The following is a 17,538-nucleotide window of genomic DNA, read 5'->3' as shown; positions in this document are numbered from 1 at the left end:
TTACCTGGCCGGGAAGAGACGATGCAAACTACAATTTCGTCTATTGTCGGGGGTGGCTAAACCACTAAGCTAAGGTATTCTAACCCATAGAAAAATATTAACGAGCCTTTTGGTATGACGGTAATAATTACCAACAATCCGTACTACCGGTCAGGGAAGGCTAAATAATCGAGTGGAGGATGTGACGGCGTGCGTAATAGCAACCTGATTTGGATCGATCTGGAGATGACGGGCCTGGACCCGGATAACGACTACATCATCGAGATCGCCACGATCGTAACCGATGCTGATCTGAATGTTATCGCCGAGGGGCCAACCATGGCGATCCATCAGCCTGATTCCGTTCTGGATGGGATGGATGAGTGGTGCACCAATCAGCACGGTAAATCCGGTCTGACCCAGCGGGTGAAGGACAGCACCATCAACGAACGCGAAGCAGAACAACGTACCATCGAGTTCCTGCTGGAGCATGTGGATAAAGGTGCATCTCCGATCTGTGGTAACAGCATTGGTCAGGACCGTCGTTTCCTGTATCGCCATATGCCGGAGCTGGAGAGTTTCTTCCACTACCGTAATCTGGATGTAAGCACGATCAAAGAGATCGCCCGTCGCTGGCGTCCGGAAGTGCTGGATGGAGTGCAGAAAAAAGGTTCTCACCTGGCATTGGATGACATTCGTGACTCCATTGAGGAGCTGCGCCACTACCGGGAAGTGTTCTTTAAGCTCGAGGCTTAATCTTTTACCCGTCGCACGCCCGGGTGAGACAAAATTGGCAGCGGCTGGGGGGGATTCCCCTGCTGCAGCCGGTCCAGCGCCCATCGTACATGTTCCTGTACCACCGCAGACGGGTGATCCAGCGTGGCGTTTAGCGCCGAGATCACCGCCTCACCGCCCAGACCATTTCCCAGCGCCACTGCGATGTTACGCAGCCAACCCTCGTGGCCGGTGCGCCGGATAGCGGAGCCTTCAGTGCGTTTTAGGAAGGTTTCTTCATCCCAGCTGAACAGCTCCAGCAGATCGGCATCGCCTAGGTCGTTGCGCGGATAAAAGTCAGCTTCCTGAGTGTAGTGGGAGAAACTGTTCCAGGGGCAGATCAGCTGGCAGTCGTCGCAGCCGAAGATCCGGTTGCCCATCTTGCTGCGTAACTCTTCCGGGATGTTGCCTTTGAGCTCGATGGTCAGATACGAGATGCAGCGGCTGCCATCCAGCACACCCGGCTGTGGAAAGGCCTCTGTAGGGCAGACATCGATACAGGCGGAGCAGCGGCCACAGTGGTTTTCGGTTTCGGGGGGATCGATCGGCAGGGCCAGGTCGATAAACAGCTCGCCCAACAGGAACCAGGAACCGGCTTCGCGGTTGAGTACCAGGCCGTGTTTGCCTATCCAACCGATACCCGCCTTCTGCGCCAATGGGCGTTCCAGGACGGGGGCGCTGTCCACAAACGCACGGTAGCCCAGTTCATCAACTTGCTCTGCGATCTTTTTTCCTAGCTGGGTCAGGCGTTTTCGCATCAGCTTGTGGTAGTCGCGTCCGAGGGTGTAGCGGGCAACGTAACCTTTGTTAGAGTTGCTCAGGGTCTCCAGCTTACGGGTATTTTCCGGCATATAGTCCATACGTACACAGATGATACGTTGGGTGCCCGGCACCAGCAGGGTAGGATCCAGCCGTTTTTCAAAATGGTTATTCAGGTAGTCCATCTGCCCTTGATAACCCGCGTCCAGCCACGCTTTGAGATGATCTCCGTGCTCACTCAGGTCGGGGGTGGTGATACCGCATTGCTGGAATCCCAGCTCCCGCGCCCAGGTCTTAATGTCTTGGGTCAGCTGGTCGAGTTGTTCAGGTGTTGGGGATCGCATAGGCGGTGCTGTCGTTGCTCGCGGCTGGGTCGCTTTCGCGTTGATTGATTTATAATGGGGCAGAAATACGGGAATATCTGCAACACTGCAATCTGCACTGGAGTCTGAATCATGTCACTCGACCGAACCAAACTGCCGGCCACATTATACACGGCTGAGCAAAGCCGTGCCCTTGACCGTACGGCGATAGAACAATTTGGGATTCCGGGCTTCAAATTGATGCAGCGAGCCGGTCATGCGGCGTTTGTCGTGCTGCAGGAGCGTTGGTCCGATCTGGAACGTCTGACACTGTTGTGTGGCGGTGGTAACAATGGCGGCGACGGCTTTGTGATGGCTGTGCTGGCGAAAACCCGTGGTATCGATGTGCAGGTGATCTGTCTGGGCGATGACGGTTTTGCGGATCGCCTGCGCGGTGAAGCGCTGGAGGCATGGCGTTGGATGCTGGAACAGGATATCGATGTGGCGTACTACCGCTCAGGAATGCCGTTTACCGGTGATGTGGTGGTAGATGCCATGCTCGGCACTGGCCTGGGTGGTGAGGTACGCGGCAGTGCACGGCAGGCAATCGATCAGCTGAACCGCAGTGGTAAACCGGTTCTCGCTGTGGATATCCCGTCTGGACTGTGCAGTGATACGGGTTCGGTGTTGGGTAGCGCGGTGCGTGCGGACTGTACCGTTACCTTTATTGGTGTGAAGCAGGGTTTATTAACCCATGAAGCGGTCGACCATGTTGGTCAACTCTACTTTGACAACTTGAAACTGCCGGAAGAGGTGTACGAGCAGGTGCCTGTGAATGCCTTCCGTACGTCACGCAGTGACAGAGAAGAGCTGCTGCCTGCCCGTGCCCGATCAGCCCATAAAGGTACTAACGGTCGTGTCCTGATTGTAGGTGGAGACTTGGGTATGGGCGGTGCTGCCTTGATGGCCGCGGAGGCGACTGCCCGCACCGGTGCCGGGTTGATCACGCTTGCCACTCGGCCTGAACATGTTCCAGCGGCATTGGTGCGTATTCCCGAGGTGATGACGCGTGGTATTAGCAGTGCGGGCCAACTGGAACCGATGCTGGAGAATGCCGATGTAATTGTGGTTGGTCCCGGGTTGGGGCAGGGGTCCTGGGGACAGGCGATGCTGCAGCGGATTCTGGCGGCAGATAAACCGCTGGTGGTGGATGCGGATGCCCTGAATCTGATCTGTCGGTGGGGCGTTGAACGCTTCAGTCGGGACACCTGGATACTGACCCCACACCCGGGTGAGGCGGGACGTTTGCTCGACAGTCCGGTGTCGGATCTGCAGGAAGATCGCTTCCTGGCGATAGAGCGATTACAGCGTGCCTGCGGTGGGTCTGTGGTGCTGAAAGGGGCCGGATCGCTGGTGACCGACGGCGATGCACTCTATCTGTGTGATAAAGGTAATCCGGGGATGGCGACCGGTGGGATGGGGGATGTACTTTCAGGTATCATAGGCGCGTTGTGGGTACAGGGCCTGAGACCGGTCGACGCCGCGCGGATGGGAGTTTACCTTCACGCCGTGGCTGCGGATCGTGTTGCCGAAATTCAGGGCGAGCGTGGTATGGTGGCGACTGACCTGATAGCGGCGTTGCCCCACGTGATCAACGGAAAGTAGCCTTAGTGCAAAGTTAGTAGCCTTAATGGAACATAGAGTTCAGATGCAGTATCAGCGAGTGTTAGCCGATGAAACGGCAATGGTGGCGTTCGGCAAGGATCTGGCAAATGCCAGTGGCGGCCGGGGAGTAGTCTTCCTGCAGGGTGACCTGGGGATGGGGAAAACCACCCTGTGTCGTGGGGTGTTACAGGCGTTTGGTCATACAGGTGCCGTTAAGAGTCCGACCTATACGCTGGTAGAACCCTACGAGCTGGCGGGTAATCTGGTTTACCATTTTGACCTGTATCGTCTGGCAGACCCGGAAGAGCTTGAGTATCTGGGTATTCGTGATTATTTTGACAATCAGGCGCTCTGTCTTATTGAGTGGCCTGATAAAGGCGCGGGGATCCTGCCAAAACCCGACTTGACGTTGTCCATCACTGTTGAAGGGCAGGGACGACGTATTAAATGGCAGCCGAAGACTCAGTTTGGTCAGCAGGTGGCCGATAAACTCTTGGAACAAACAACGTAAAAGATCAGGATGACGGCTTTTCTGACAGGTTTTAGAACAGTTTTGCTGCTAACGCTCTGCTTCGGCGTATCGGCGGTGCATGCGGCAAACATTAAAAATGTGCGTATCTGGCTGGCACCAGATAACGCACGTCTGGTGTTTGACCTGTCCGGTCCCGCAGACCATAAGATATTTACCCTGAAAAAGCCGGATCGCATCGTTCTCGATGTGGATTCCTCCACCATGAGTGCGGATATCTCCAAGCTGGCGCTCAGCAAAAGCCCGATCAAACAGATTCGCAAAGGCAAAAACGGCAAACAGCTGCGTATTGTGCTGGATTTGAAGCGAGCGGTGCGGCCGAAGAGCTTCGCCCTGAAACCTAATCAGCAATACGGACACCGGTTGGTGGTGGATCTCTTCGATGAAGATAAGCCGCAGACGGTGAAAAAAGCAGTGTATCAACCCAAAGCCGTCGGCATGGCGCGTGACATTATCGTGTCAATCGATGCCGGCCACGGTGGAGATGATCCGGGGGCGATTGGGTCGGGCCGCGTGCGGGAGAAGGACGTTGTGCTGGCGATCGCTCAGGACCTCAAAAAGCTGTTCGATAGCACGCCGGGATACAAAGCAGTATTAACCCGTACCAGCGACTACTACATCAGTTTGCGCGGCCGCACCAAAAAAGCCCGTAAGCAAAATGCGGACCTCTTTGTTTCCATCCATGCGGACGCATTTAAAGACGCACGTGCCCGCGGGGCATCAGTGTGGGTATTGTCTGGCCGCGGCGCGACCAGTGAAGTGGGTCGTTGGCTGGCGCGTAAAGAGAACAGTGCCGACCTGATCGGTGGTGTGGGTAGTGTCAGCCTGGAAGACAAAGATGATGTACTGGCCGGTGTGTTGCTGGATATGTCGATGACCGCCAGCCGTTCCGATAGCCGCCAGGTGGCCAAGAACATTCACAAGAATATCTCCCGCTTTGCCCGCATGCACAAGCCAACGGTGGAGCAGGCTGGGTTTGTGGTACTGAAATCGCCGGATATCCCGTCGCTGCTGGTGGAAACCGGTTTTATCTCCAACCCGGGCGAAGCAAAAAAGCTGAAAACCCGCAGCTATCAGAGACAGATGGCCAAGGCGATTCATGCGGGTATTACCTCTCACTTTGCCCGTAAACCGCCGATGATGACCTATGTTGCTGAGGCGCAAGGGTCTTCGCCTTCCGCGCGGACTTACAAAGTCGTTCGGGGTGATACCCTGTCCGTGATCGCATCACGTAACGGCGTGGCGCTGAAAGCACTGCGCGATGCCAATAAGCTGACCAATGACCGTATCCGTGTGGGTCAGGTGCTGCGAATTCCTTCGAGTTAATCCAGGTTCCTTACATGAAACGAATCCATCTGCTCTCGCCGCGGCTGGCCAACCAGATCGCGGCGGGTGAGGTTGTTGAACGTCCCGCATCCGTTGTTAAAGAGTTGCTGGAAAACAGCATCGATTCCGGCGCAGATAAGGTCGATCTGGAGATTGAACAGGGCGGCGTTAAGCTGATCCGTATCCGTGATAATGGCGGTGGTATCGCCAAGGACGATCTGCCGTTGGCGTTGAGCCGTCATGCCACATCCAAAATCTACGAGCTGGAAGATCTCGAAGCGGTTTCAACACTGGGCTTCCGCGGTGAGGCGTTGGCGAGTATCAGCTCCGTGTCACGTTTGACCCTGACCTCCCGTCAGGCGGGAGGCGATGCTGCGTGGCAGGTGCAGACCGAAGGGCGTGAGATGGATTCGGTGTTGGCTCCGGCGGCGCATCCGGAAGGCACAACGGTGGAGATGCGCGACCTGTTCTTCAATACACCGGCACGCCGTAAGTTCCTGAAAACAGAAAAGACCGAATTTAAACACCTGGAAGAGGTGGTCAAGCGCCAGGCGTTGGCCCGTTTTGACGTGGGTTTCCAGTTGCGCCACAACGGCAAGGTGATCCATCAGCTACGCCAGGCGGCCAGCGAGATCGAGCGGGAACGCCGTATCGCGTCTGTGTGTGGGTCAGCCTTTGTGGATAACGCCATGAAGGTGGATATGGAAGCCGCTGCGTCCGGGTTACGCCTGTGGGGTTGGATCGGCATGCCAACCTTTTCCCGCAGCCAGGCCGACCTGCAGTACTTCTTTGTGAATGGGCGTATTATTCGCGATAAGGTAGTGTCCCATGCGGTGCGTCAGGCGTATCAGGATGTGCTCTACCATGGTCGTCATCCGGCGTATGTGCTGTATCTGGAGCTGGATCCGGCGCTGGTGGATGTGAACGTACATCCGACCAAGCACGAAGTGCGTTTCCGTGAAAGCCGTCTGGTGCATGACTTCCTGTTCCGCACCATTCACCGGGTGATTGCCGATGCACGGCCCGATGAGCAGGTTGCCGCGCAGTCGACCCCGGCTGGTAATTTGAGTAGCCCGGCCGGTCAGGTGCCGGACAGTTCGCAATCAGCACCGATGACCTTTGAGCAGGGGCGGATCTCTTTTAATAGCTCCCCGCGCCCAACAGCCGGAGGTGTTGCCGACCAGATAGGGCGTTATGCCTCTCTGCATCCGGATGCCGGGCAGCATGCAGAGGTTATTGCGTCGGCGGTATCCCCGAATGTTGAAGCGTCTGGCCCCGTTGCGCAGCCATTGAGTAACACAGCGGTATCGGCGCAGGTGATGCCAGAGACCAACGATGAGCAGTGCCCGCCGCTGGGGTATGCCGTGGCGCAGATGCACGGTATCTATATCCTCGCGCAAAACGCGCAGGGTATGGTGATCGTGGATATGCATGCGGCGCACGAACGCATCGTTTATGAACGCATGAAAAAAGCCTACGAAACAGAGGTGGTGCGCAGTCAGCCGTTGTTGGTGCCGCTGAGCATGGCCGTGAGTCAGCGCGAGGCGGATTGTGCGGATGAGCAGCAAGAAGTTTTCAAGCGCCTGGGCTTTGAGCTGGCACGGATGGGGGAGGAAACTCTGGTGATCCGTCAAGTGCCGGTCTCTCTGGCGAAGGGCAATGTCGAACAGCTGGTGCGGGATGTATTGGCCGACATGCTGGTGTACGGTGTCAGCAACCGAATCGAAAACCATATCAACGAGCTGTTGGCGACGATGGCCTGCCATGGCGCCGTACGCGCAAACCGTCAACTAACCGTTCCTGAGATGAATGCATTGCTGCGGGATATGGAGATGACAGAACGCAGTGGCCAGTGTAACCACGGCCGCCCAACCTGGACTCAGCTGAACATGGCTGATCTGGACAAGCTCTTTATGCGAGGTCAGTAAGTGAGCAGTACCCAACTCCCGATAGTTTTTCTGATGGGGCCGACCGCGTCCGGTAAAACCGCGCTGGCAATGGAGCTCTACGACCGTTTGCCGTGTGAGATTGTCAGCGTGGATTCGGCCATGATCTATCGGGATATGAATATCGGTACCGCCAAGCCGGATGCAGAGATGCTGGCCCGTTACCCGCACCGGCTGATCGACTTGCGTGACCCGGTGGACGCATACTCCGCGGCGGATTTTCGCAGTGATGCACTGGCCGAGATCGAACGGATTCACAAAGCGGGAAAAATTCCGTTGCTGACCGGCGGAACTATGCTTTATTTCCATGCTCTACTGAACGGGCTGGCCAACTTGCCGGAGGCAGATCCTGTCGTTCGCAAACGGATTGAGGATGAAGCAGCGGAAAAGGGCTGGGCAGCGATCCATGCCCGTCTGTCTGAGGTGGATCCGGAAGCCGCGCAACGTCTGAATCCGAATGATTCCCAGCGGTTACAGCGTGCATTGGAGGTCTACGAGATTACCGGTCGCTCGATGACTGAACTCTGGGCCGAGCAGCAGGCACAAAAGCTGGATAGCCCGGTGATTTCGCTTTCAGTGATGCCGCCCGAGCGCGCTGTGTTGCATGAACGTATCGAACAGCGCTTCGATATCATGCTGGAGCAGGGTTTCGAAGCAGAGGTGCGTGCCCTGTGGGAACGTGGCGACCTGAAGCTATCGATGCCTTCGGTTCGTTGTGTTGGTTATCGCCAGATGTGGGAGTACTTCTCTGGACAATGGGATTACGACACTATGCGTTACAAAGGGATTGTGGCAACCCGCCAATTGGCTAAAAGACAGATTACCTGGCTACGAAGTTGGGAAAATCTGAACTGGTTGGATACAAATGATCGAGATATTACGGATAAAGCCTTGAAATTGGTTAACTCGGTCATTATATAATGACAGGCTGGCTGCTAAAAAATGTGCCTGTGGTCTAAAATGCAGGTGTTTTGTAGTACAGTCATAAAAAATTATAAACAAATATATAACGAAAATTTTTTCAGGAAGGAGTTTGTAATGTCAAAAGGGCAATCTTTACAAGACCCTTATTTGAACGCTCTGCGTAAGGAAAGGGTGCCTGTATCCATTTTCTTGGTAAATGGTATCAAGTTGCAGGGTCAGATCGAATCATTTGACCAGTTTGTCATTCTGCTGAAGAACACTGTCAGCCAGATGGTATACAAACATGCTATTTCAACCGTAGTACCGGCGCGTCCAGTTAAGCTGCCACCTGCGGAAGAGCCTAAGTCTGCCAGCTGAGGTCGTAATTGTTCTTCGAGCGTCCCGAATCTGGCGAACTCGCCATATTAGTACATGTTGATCTGGCCGACGAGGCTGATCAGGAAAGTCCCCGAGAGCTCGAAGAGCTTGCGCTATCTGCAGGTGCTGACCCCGTCGAATTCTTGACGGGGTCTCGAGCCCAACCCAGTCCTAAATTCTTTATCGGTGCCGGTAAACTGGAGGAGCTGCGCTCCCTGGTGAATATGCACGGTGCTGAGCTCGTCATCTTCAACCATGCCCTGAGTCCTGCCCAGGAACGAAACATCGAGCGCGAGATCAAATGTCGTGTGCTAGATCGTACGGGGCTGATTCTGGATATCTTTGCGCAACGTGCGCGTACCCATGAGGGTAAGTTGCAGGTTGAGCTGGCGCAGCTGGAGCATATGTCGACCCGCTTGGTACGAGGCTGGACCCACCTGGAACGACAGAAAGGTGGTATCGGTCTGCGTGGTCCGGGTGAAACCCAGCTGGAGAGTGACCGCCGCATGTTGCGTGCGCGCATCAAAAGTATCCACAAGCGTTTGGAGAAGGTGCGTAAACAGCGTGACCAAGGGCGTCGTTCCCGTCAGCGATCTGAGATCCCAACTGTGTCGCTGGTGGGCTATACCAACGCCGGTAAGTCGACGCTGTTCAATCAGATCACCAAGTCCAACATCTACGCGGCTGACCAGTTGTTCGCAACGCTTGATCCGACCCTGCGCCGTGTTGAACTGGAAGATGCCGGTCCTACGATTCTTGCGGATACCGTAGGTTTTATCCGCCATCTGCCGCACAAACTTGTGGAATCATTCCGCGCTACCCTGCAGGAGACTACGGAAGCAACCTTGCTGTTGCACGTGATCGACTGTTTTGACGATGAGCGGCACGACAACATGCGAGAGGTTGATAACGTACTGCGAGAGATCGGTGCGAATGAAATCCCGCAGTTGCAGGTATATAACAAGCTTGATCTGCTTGAAGGTCAGGCGCCGCGTATCGATCGGGACGATGAGGGGCGTCCGGTAAGGGTGTGGGTGTCGGCTCAGACGGGCGCGGGTACAGAACTTTTGTTGCAAGCAGTGAACGAATTGCTTGCCGATGACGTATTCCATGAAACGATCAGTCTTTCTCCACGGGATGGCAGTTTGCGTGCCAGACTGTATGAACAGGGAGCGGTGCTGAACGAGTCCTACGATGATCATGGACATATGCAACTGGAAATCCGGTTGCAGAAAAAAGATCTGCTTCAACTTTTAAGTCGGTTGGATATTCCGGCTGAACGCTATTGTTCAGTAGAGGTCCATCATTAAATGGTAGGGTAGAACCTGTGCTGTGGGTATTTGGCAAATGGTCGATAGTTGTCGATAAATGCAAATGATGCTTGCACAGTAATATGGGGCTACCTAAAATTTCCTCAGCGAATCAAGCTTTTGGAACGGAGACACATAATGGCTTGGAATGAGCCGGGTGGTAACGGCAATAATAATGATCCTTGGGGCGGTGGTGGCAATAACCGCGGCGGAAATGGTGGCGGCGATCAGGGTCCGCCTGATCTGGATGAGGCTCTGCGAAAGCTTCAAGATCGCCTGAACAGTATTTTTGGTGGTTCCGGTAAAAAGCCAAACAGCGGAGGTTTCGGCGGTAACGGCGGCGGCTCTGGTTCTGGTTCTGCATCCGGTTCCGGTTTCTTTATCATTCTGGCTGTATTGGCAGCCCTGCTGTGGGCCGGTATGGGATTCTATACCGTCGACCAGCAGGAGCGTGGTGTCGTGCTGCGTCTGGGTAAGTACTCTGACACGGTTGGTCCGGGTTTGCGTTGGAACCCACCGCTGATTGATGAAGTTCAGAAAGTGAACGTGACTCAGGTTCGTACCCGTACGCACCGAGCACTGATGCTGACCAAGGACGAGAACATCGTTGATGTGGATATGGCGGTTCAATACGTTATTGCCGATCCGAAAAGCTTCCAGTTGAGTGTACGTGATCCTGAGGCAAGTTTGTCTCATGCGGCGGAGTCTGCTCTGCGCCACGTAGTGGGTTCCACTGACATGCACTCCATCCTGACCCAGGGCCGTGAGTTGCTCTCTGTTCAGGTGCAGGAGCGCTTGCAGGGCTACATGGATGATTATCAGACCGGTCTGCAGATCTCCAAGGTCAACGTGAAAGAGGCGAAAGCGCCAAGCCAGGTGCAGGATGCGTTTAACGACGTGATTCGTGCGCGTGAGGATGAGGTGCGTGTTAGGAACGAGGCGGAAGCTTATGCCAACGGTATTATTCCTGAAGCACGTGGTCAGGCCCAGCGTATGCTGGAAGAAGCTAATGCGTACCGTGAAGAGGTGATCGCCAAGGCAGAGGGTGAATCTCAGCGTTTCGCAGCGCTGCTGGAGGAGTATGAAAAAGCGCCTGAAGTGACCCGGGAGCGTTTGTACTTGTCCACCATGGAATCAGTATTGGCAAAAAGCCCGAAAGTGCTGGTTGATGTGGAAGGCAGTAACAACATGATGTACCTGCCACTGGATAAGCTGAGCCAGTCCTCCGGTGCTGCATCCATGCCGCGCATCGACGCAAACCGTCCGGTACGTCTGGATAGCGAAAGTCTGCGTGAAGTAACCGACCAGGTAATTAATCAGCTTCGTCAACGTCAACTGAATACTCGCAGGGAGGGCCGTTAATGAAACCTTCATCTATGTTTGCCCTGATCGTCGTAATACTTGCGGTGTTCATTGGCTATAGCTCTGTATTTATCGTTAAAGAAACACAGCGCGGTGTGATGCTGAAGTTTGGTGAGGTGGTAAACGCCGATCTTGAACCGGGCCTACACTTCCGTGTACCGATTATGAACAATGTGCGTCTGTTTGACGGTCGAGTTCTGACCCTGGATGCGGCGCCACAGTCCTACCTGACCCTGGAGAAGAAGAGTCTGGAAGTGGATTCCTTCGTAAAGTGGAAGATTGACAATGTAGAAAAATTCTACACTGCGACCTCCGGCGATGAGTTCCGCGCGGCGAAACTGTTGTCTGACCGTGTTGATACCGGCCTGCGTAACCAGTTTGGTGAGCGTACCGTAACTGAAGTGGTATCCGGTGAGCGTGAGCAGTTGATGAAAGAGCTGACTGAAAACTTGAGTGCAATTGCTGAAAATGAGTTTGGTATCAAAATAGTAGATGTGCGTGTGAAGCGTATTGATCTGCCGCCAGCGGTATCCGACTCTGTTTACGAGCGTATGCGCACCGAGCGTGAACGTGAAGCGCGTGAACTGCGTGCACGTGGTAAGGAATTGGCGGAAGGTATCCGTGCGGATGCGGATCGTCAGAAAACGGTTGTTAAAGCGGAAGCGTACCGTGAGTCTGAGCTGATTCGAGGTGAAGGTGATGCGACTGCAGCAAGCGTGTATGCAGAAGCGTATCAGCGTAACCCAGAGTTCTACTCCTTCCACCGTAGCCTGCAGGCTTACCGCGAATCCTTTAAAGGTAGCGGTGATATGATGGTGCTGAAGCCTGACAGTGACTTCTTTAAGTACCTGAGTGAACCGGCTGCGCCAGCCGCTGCACAGTAAGGCTAGCGGTAAAGAGGTCTGCGGGTGTCAGCCAATCGAGCAACTCGCAGGCTTCTTAACAAAAAACACTCAATCGGGACTCCAATAGTCGCGATTACGTGGTACTATACGTCAACCGGGTTTTGCCCGGTTTTTTTGTGTTAGTGGGGTTTCGAATTCGGCGGACTGCCTATGTCATCGGAGTTTCTACACCATCTGGCAATCGGTTTTTGCATGATGTTGGTGCTTGAGGGAATTATCCCGTTTCTCTATCCGCAACGGTGGCGTAACTTGGTACAGCAGTTGTCGCTTGTGGATAACCGAACCCTGCGGATCATGGGTCTGGCGAGTATGGTGCTGGGTGCCCTGATCCTTTATTTGATCAACTAAATTCGATTTAAATCTGTGGAGTACTGCATGGCGTTGGCAGATCGTTGGCTCTTGCCGGAAGGTGTAAAAGATATCCTTCCGCCGGAAGCGAGCCAGATCGAGGCGATGCGTCGCCGTTTGCTGGATCTGTTTGATAGTTGGGGTTACGACCTGGTGATGCCGCCTTTGATGGAGCATCTGGACGCGCTACTGACCGGTGTTGGTGGTGAGTTGGACCTCAATACCTTTAAGCTGACTGATCAGTTGAGCGGTCATACCCTGGGTATCCGTGCTGATATCACTCCACAGGTTGCCCGCATCGATGCGCACCGTATGCGTAATGAAGGGGCAAGCCGTCTTTGTTACTGCAGCTCCGTGCTCCACGCACGCTCTACTCAGCCACTGGCTTCCCGTAACCCGCTGCAGATTGGTGCCGAGCTGTTTGGGCATGCGGGTCTCGACAGTGACGTGGAAGTCATCGCGCTGATGATCGAAACTCTGCAGACCGCAGGTGCAGATAGCGAACTGAGCCTGGATTTGGGGCACGTGGGTATTTTCCGTGGTTTGATGGAAGATGCGGGTCTTAGCAGTGCGGAACAGGCTGAATATCAGAGCATGCTACAGCGTAAAGCACTGCCTGAACTGGAGCGTTTCCTGAACGCGCTGGATGTCGATGCGCGACTGCTGGACCGTCTGGCTGAACTGCCGCGTCTGCATGGCGGTATCGAAGTGTTGGCGCGCGCTAAGGCGCTGTTTGCCGATGCACCGCAAATGGTGCTGGACGGTATCGACTATCTGGAACAGCTGGCAGCGCGGGTGGCGAAACGCTTCCCGGATCTGGATCTTTACTTCGATCTGAGTGAACTGCGTGGTTACAACTACCACACAGGTATCGTATTTGCAGCGTATACGCCTGCATACGGTCAGGCGCTGGCGAAAGGTGGGCGTTATGACGACATCGGTCAGGATTTCGGGCGCGCGCGTCCGGCGACCGGTTTTAGTGCGGATCTGAAGACGCTGGTTGATCTGGCGGCTTCTCAGCGTGACAAGGCCTCTGTGGTGGTTGCACCGGCGGGTGAGGATGTGGCGCTGCTGTACAAAATCAATGAATTGCGTGCGCAGGGCGTGCGGGTGATTCAGACGCTGTCTGGTGATGATCAGCCAGCTAATAGCAGCGCCGAGCTGGTGCTGGAAAATGGTGAGTGGACCGTTAAAGGTCTGTAACCTCGTTTCGATTAATGACTAATCTCAAGAAGGCAACAATGGGTAGAAACGTCGTTGTTCTGGGTACCCAGTGGGGTGATGAAGGTAAAGGCAAGATCGTAGATCTGCTGACTGATCAGGCTGCTGCTGTAGCGCGCTTCCAGGGCGGGCACAATGCTGGTCACACACTGGTTATCAATGGGGAGAAGACTGTACTGCATCTGATCCCGTCCGGTATTTTGCGTGAGAACGTAACTTGTTTGATCGGTAACGGCGTCGTGCTGTCACCGGAAGCACTGCTGAAAGAGATTCGTGGTCTGGAAGAAGCGAACGTTCCTGTTCGTGAGCGTCTGCGTCTGAGCCCTGCTTGTCCTCTGATTCTGCCTTACCACGTAGCGTTGGACCAAGCGCGTGAAAAAGCGCGTGGTAACTCCAAGATCGGTACTACCGGTCGTGGTATCGGTCCTGCGTACGAAGATAAAGTAGCACGTCGTGGCCTGCGTCTGGGTGACCTGATGGACACCGAGCGTTTTGCTGCGAAGCTGAAGGAAGTGATGGAATACCACAACTTCCAGCTGGAGCACTTCTACAAGGCGGATACCGTTGATTACGATGCAGTTCTGAAAGAAGCGCTGGAAATGGGTGAGCAGCTGCGTCCGATGGTTGCTGATGTTACCGCGATGCTGCACGACCTGCGTAAAGCGGGCGAGAGCATCATGTTCGAAGGTGCGCAGGGTTCCCTGCTGGACATCGACCACGGTACCTACCCATACGTAACCTCTTCCAATACAACTGCAGGCGGTACGTCTACCGGTAGTGGTTTTGGCCCTCTGTACCTGGATTACATCCTGGGTATTACCAAGGCGTACACCACGCGTGTAGGTGGCGGCCCGTTCCCGACTGAGCTGGATTGTGAAGTAGGTACCCGTCTGGCCGAGCGTGGTCACGAGTTCGGTTCTACCACGGGTCGTGCTCGTCGTTGCGGCTGGTTCGATGCAGTTGCGCTGAAGCATGCGATTCAGGTGAACTCCATCTCCGGTATCTGTCTGACCAAGCTGGACGTACTGGACGGTCTGGAAACCATCAAGATCTGTACCGGTTACCAGGATGCACAGGGCAATATGGTATCTACCCTGACTGGCAGCGAAGACTACGAAGCTGTGACTCCGGTGTACGAAGAGATGAAAGGTTGGGAAGGTTCTACCGTGGGGGCTAAAACCCTGGAAGAACTGCCGCAGGAAGCGCGCGATTACATCAAGCGCCTGGAAGTTCTGATTGAAGCACCGATCGATATCATCTCTACCGGTCCTGACCGTGTAGAAACGATCGTACTGCGTAACCCGTACGACGCATAAGTCGTCGTAACGCGGTCTGTAAAAAGCCTGGTGTCATGCCGGGCTTTTTTGTGTCTGGCAGAAGCGGATTGTGGATAACATTTTATCTGCGCCGTTCTCTTGGCATAAAAAAACCGGCTCTGGAGCCGGTTTTTTTATGTGCGGATGTGTTGCTTACTGCATGTCAGGCGTCAGTGCCGGACGTACGCTCTGCAGCATGGCTTTAAACATCTTCGGATTGCCTGCAACCAGATTTCCGTTTTCACGGAATTTGTTGGTGCCAAAGCAATCTGCTACCAGACCGCCGGCTTCCTGCAGCAGCAGTGCGCCTGCTTCAATCTCGCCCTCGTGCAGGCCTAGCTGGAAAAAACCATCCAGACGACCGGCCGCGGTGTATGCCAGATTCAGTGCAGCAGAGCCACCGTTGTAGATGGAACTGCCCGCCATGGTTACGTTTTTCACCATCTCCTGGTGCGCGCCAAAGTATGCACGGTCGCTGCTTCGGTTGAAAAAGCCGGAGCCGATCAGGGCGCCGTCGAGCGATTTGCGGTTGCTGACACGCAGGCGCTTGCCGTTAAGCTGTGCGCCGTTGCCGCGGCTGGCGGTGAATTCTTCGCCAATCAGTGGGTTCAGAATAACAGCGTGCTCAATACGGTCGTTCTGGTAACCAGCAATGCTCAGGGCAAAAACCGGCAAGCCGTTCGCGAAGTTCGACAGGCTATCGATTGGATTAACGTGCCAGACGAACGCCGGACCCTCTTTCAGAGGCTCGTGTGTTCCGGAATGCTCGCAGACTACCTTATGGCTTGGGTAGGCTTTCTGGATCGTTGTTACGATAGTTGATTCAGCCTGTTTGCAGGTATCGCTGAGGAATTTAGCGACATCATTATCTTCAGATTTGATCAAATCGAGACGTTCAGCGGAGCGTGCGATCTGTTCACCTGCGATGCGAGCTGCGCGCAGGGCGATATTAACCATGGGTTGCATGCGTTTTAGAACCTACAAACTAACTGTTAGGGAGCGGAAAAGAGGAATTATAACCGAGCTTGGCGAGCGGCTGAACAGCTGATTTACTCTCTGCTAAAATAATGCGCTTTAGATTGTCCGGTCGGTTAGAGATATGTTGGAAAAGGTACGTATAGTTCTGGTTAATACCACCCATCCGGGAAACATCGGTGGCGTTGCCCGGGCGATGAAAAATATGGGGTTGAGTGACCTCTGTCTTGTAGAGCCAAAGGAATTTCCAAGCGAGGTGGCTGATGCACGTGCATCCGGTGCGTTGGATATTCTGGCGAATGTGACGGTAGTGTCAAATCTGCAGGAAGCGCTTGCGGATTGCCAGTTAGTCGTAGGTACCAGTGCGCGTGAGCGCCACATTCCATGGCCCTTGGTGAATCCCCGTGAGATGGCGTCTATCGTGGTACCAGCTCCTCAGAAAGCGGCTATTGTGTTTGGTCGCGAAGATCGTGGGTTGACCAATGAAGAGCTGCAGCTCTGTCATCACCATGTGAATATTCCGTCGGTGGAAAACTTCAGCTCGCTGAACGTGGCGGCGGCAGTGCAGGTCATTGCCTATGAGTTGCGCATGGAGCAATTGGCGATGGAGAAGCAGGAGAGCGTGGGGAGTGATCGCCCAAGCTGGGGTACGGATTGGGATATCGAGCTGGCGGATCATGAAGAGCTGGAGCGTATGTTTGCGCATCTGGAGGAAACGCTGGTTGATATCGAATTCCTCGATCCGGAGAACCCGCGTCAGCTGATGCCTCGTATGAGACGTCTGTTTATGCGTGCCGTGCCCGATAAAGTCGAGGTCAATGTGTTGCGTGGGGTGCTTAAGGCAATGCAACGCAAACTGGCAAAAAGCGGTCGCTGATGTGCCCTGTCACGCCATTGTAGAAACGTGTTAAAATAATGCCCCTTTGAGGCTTGGAATATCCGACAAAATTAGTCAAGATAATAGTTGATTGAATTGGTCGGGTATTGCATAATCTGCTCACACTCGCCAAATGTTGCGACGGAAGACGATTATGCGATTGACGACAAAAGGGCGTTATGCCGTAACTGCAATGCTGGATCTGGCTTTACACGAAGGTAAAGGACCGATCAGTCTTGCTGATATTTCTGAGAGGCAGGGTATCTCACTGTCCTACCTTGAACAGTTATTTGCAAAGCTGCGTCGCAACGAATTGGTGCGCAGCGTGCGTGGTCCTGGTGGCGGTTATCAACTGAACCGAGAACCTGCCGGAATCAACGTGGCAGAAGTTATTGACGCTGTCAACGAGTCTGTAGACGCGACCGGCTGTAGTCATACCGGAAATTGTCAGGGTGGAGAGGTTTGCCTGACCCATCATCTGTGGTGCGATCTCAGTACCCAGATTCACAATTTTCTGAGTGACATTACTCTCGCCAGTCTGGTGGCGCGCAAAGACGTTAAAGATGTAGCTGAGCGGCAGGATCGCCTTCAGCTAACCAATATTATTGTAGGCTCCGACTCCAATCCTGCAGCAGCAGGCGAGGCGGTAGTTTAGAGGGGAAG

At 54.3% G+C, this 17,538-nt stretch carries 17 protein-coding genes; 15 read left to right on the top strand and 2 right to left on the bottom strand.

Going from position 1 to position 17,538, the window contains the following annotated elements:
- The first annotated feature begins 189 nt into the window (after nucleotides 1–189).
- Nucleotides 190–735, top strand: coding sequence for an oligoribonuclease (gene orn, locus QKW35_RS04840; RefSeq protein ID WP_282351131.1), 546 nt, complete (start codon nucleotides 190–192; stop codon nucleotides 733–735).
- Here orn and queG read toward each other — a convergent pair.
- Nucleotides 732–1,856, bottom strand: a complete 1,125-nt coding sequence (gene queG, locus QKW35_RS04835) for a tRNA epoxyqueuosine(34) reductase QueG (RefSeq protein WP_282351129.1) — start codon at nucleotides 1,854–1,856, stop codon at nucleotides 732–734. The two genes, orn and queG, sit on opposite strands and share 4 nt — an antisense overlap.
- Nucleotides 1,857–1,967: 111 nt before the next feature.
- On the opposite strand from queG, the gene QKW35_RS04830 reads away from it, so the two are divergent.
- The 12 genes from QKW35_RS04830 to QKW35_RS04775 all read left to right on the top strand — a co-directional run bounded on the left by QKW35_RS04830 (nucleotide 1,968) and on the right by QKW35_RS04775 (nucleotide 15,023).
- Nucleotides 1,968–3,479 (top strand): NAD(P)H-hydrate dehydratase, encoded by a 1,512-nt coding sequence (locus QKW35_RS04830; protein ID WP_282351127.1) that lies wholly within the window; start codon nucleotides 1,968–1,970, stop codon nucleotides 3,477–3,479.
- A gap of 43 nt (nucleotides 3,480–3,522) precedes the next feature.
- Entirely contained in the window at nucleotides 3,523–3,990 is a 468-nt protein-coding gene (gene tsaE, locus QKW35_RS04825) for a tRNA (adenosine(37)-N6)-threonylcarbamoyltransferase complex ATPase subunit type 1 TsaE (RefSeq protein WP_282351126.1), read from the top strand.
- Between the two features lie 9 nt (nucleotides 3,991–3,999).
- On the top strand, nucleotides 4,000–5,334 hold the full coding sequence (locus QKW35_RS04820) for an N-acetylmuramoyl-L-alanine amidase (RefSeq protein ID WP_282351125.1): 1,335 nt from the start codon (nucleotides 4,000–4,002) through the stop codon (nucleotides 5,332–5,334).
- A 14-nt stretch (nucleotides 5,335–5,348) separates the two neighbouring features.
- Nucleotides 5,349–7,262: a DNA mismatch repair endonuclease MutL gene (mutL, locus tag QKW35_RS04815; RefSeq protein WP_282351124.1), complete on the top strand. Its 1,914-nt coding sequence runs from the start codon at nucleotides 5,349–5,351 to the stop codon at nucleotides 7,260–7,262.
- Nucleotides 7,263–7,295: 33 nt separating this feature from the next.
- A complete protein-coding gene (gene miaA / locus QKW35_RS04810) occupies nucleotides 7,296–8,201 on the top strand; it encodes a tRNA (adenosine(37)-N6)-dimethylallyltransferase MiaA (protein WP_282351468.1) in 906 nt (301 codons plus the stop codon).
- Between the two features lie 117 nt (nucleotides 8,202–8,318).
- Complete coding sequence (gene hfq / locus QKW35_RS04805) at nucleotides 8,319–8,561, top strand: RNA chaperone Hfq (protein WP_193954365.1); 243 nt, start codon at nucleotides 8,319–8,321, stop codon at nucleotides 8,559–8,561.
- Nucleotides 8,562–8,569: 8 nt separating this feature from the next.
- A complete protein-coding gene (gene hflX, locus QKW35_RS04800) occupies nucleotides 8,570–9,871 on the top strand; it encodes a ribosome rescue GTPase HflX (RefSeq protein ID WP_282351122.1) in 1,302 nt (433 codons plus the stop codon).
- 138 nt (nucleotides 9,872–10,009) lie between these two features.
- Entirely contained in the window at nucleotides 10,010–11,233 is a 1,224-nt protein-coding gene (hflK, locus tag QKW35_RS04795; RefSeq protein WP_282351121.1) for an FtsH protease activity modulator HflK, read from the top strand.
- Nucleotides 11,233–12,117, top strand: a complete 885-nt coding sequence (gene hflC, locus QKW35_RS04790; RefSeq protein WP_282351120.1) for a protease modulator HflC — start codon at nucleotides 11,233–11,235, stop codon at nucleotides 12,115–12,117. Before hflK ends, hflC begins: the two co-directional genes overlap by 1 nt.
- A 171-nt stretch (nucleotides 12,118–12,288) precedes the next feature.
- Nucleotides 12,289–12,486 carry a DUF2065 domain-containing protein gene (locus QKW35_RS04785; protein WP_282351119.1) on the top strand — a complete coding sequence of 66 codons (198 nt, stop codon included), beginning with the start codon at nucleotides 12,289–12,291 and terminating at the stop codon, nucleotides 12,484–12,486.
- A 27-nt stretch (nucleotides 12,487–12,513) separates the two neighbouring features.
- Nucleotides 12,514–13,689: an ATP phosphoribosyltransferase regulatory subunit gene (locus QKW35_RS04780; RefSeq protein ID WP_282351118.1), complete on the top strand. Its 1,176-nt coding sequence runs from the start codon at nucleotides 12,514–12,516 to the stop codon at nucleotides 13,687–13,689.
- Nucleotides 13,690–13,727: 38 nt separating this feature from the next.
- Entirely contained in the window at nucleotides 13,728–15,023 is a 1,296-nt protein-coding gene (locus QKW35_RS04775; RefSeq protein WP_282351116.1) for an adenylosuccinate synthase, read from the top strand.
- A 153-nt stretch (nucleotides 15,024–15,176) separates the two neighbouring features.
- Here QKW35_RS04775 and QKW35_RS04770 read toward each other — a convergent pair whose 3' ends face one another.
- Nucleotides 15,177–15,989: an inositol monophosphatase family protein gene (locus tag QKW35_RS04770; RefSeq protein WP_282351115.1), complete on the bottom strand. Its 813-nt coding sequence runs from the start codon at nucleotides 15,987–15,989 to the stop codon at nucleotides 15,177–15,179.
- A 133-nt stretch (nucleotides 15,990–16,122) separates the two neighbouring features.
- Here QKW35_RS04770 and QKW35_RS04765 point away from each other — a divergent pair, with 133 nt between their 5' ends.
- The gene (locus QKW35_RS04765) at nucleotides 16,123–16,875 is read left to right on the top strand and encodes an RNA methyltransferase (RefSeq protein WP_282351114.1); all 753 of its coding nucleotides are present in this window, start codon (nucleotides 16,123–16,125) and stop codon (nucleotides 16,873–16,875) included.
- Nucleotides 16,876–17,029: 154 nt separating this feature from the next.
- The gene (gene iscR / locus QKW35_RS04760; protein WP_282351113.1) at nucleotides 17,030–17,530 is read left to right on the top strand and encodes a Fe-S cluster assembly transcriptional regulator IscR; all 501 of its coding nucleotides are present in this window, start codon (nucleotides 17,030–17,032) and stop codon (nucleotides 17,528–17,530) included.
- The last annotated feature ends 8 nt before the right edge of the window (nucleotides 17,531–17,538 follow it).

Source organism: Pontibacterium granulatum (genome assembly GCF_029961155.1).
GTDB lineage: Bacteria > Pseudomonadota > Gammaproteobacteria > Pseudomonadales > Balneatricaceae > Pontibacterium > Pontibacterium granulatum.
Note: the sequence above shows the minus strand (reverse complement) of the source record. Positions and strands in the feature narration are given on the sequence as shown.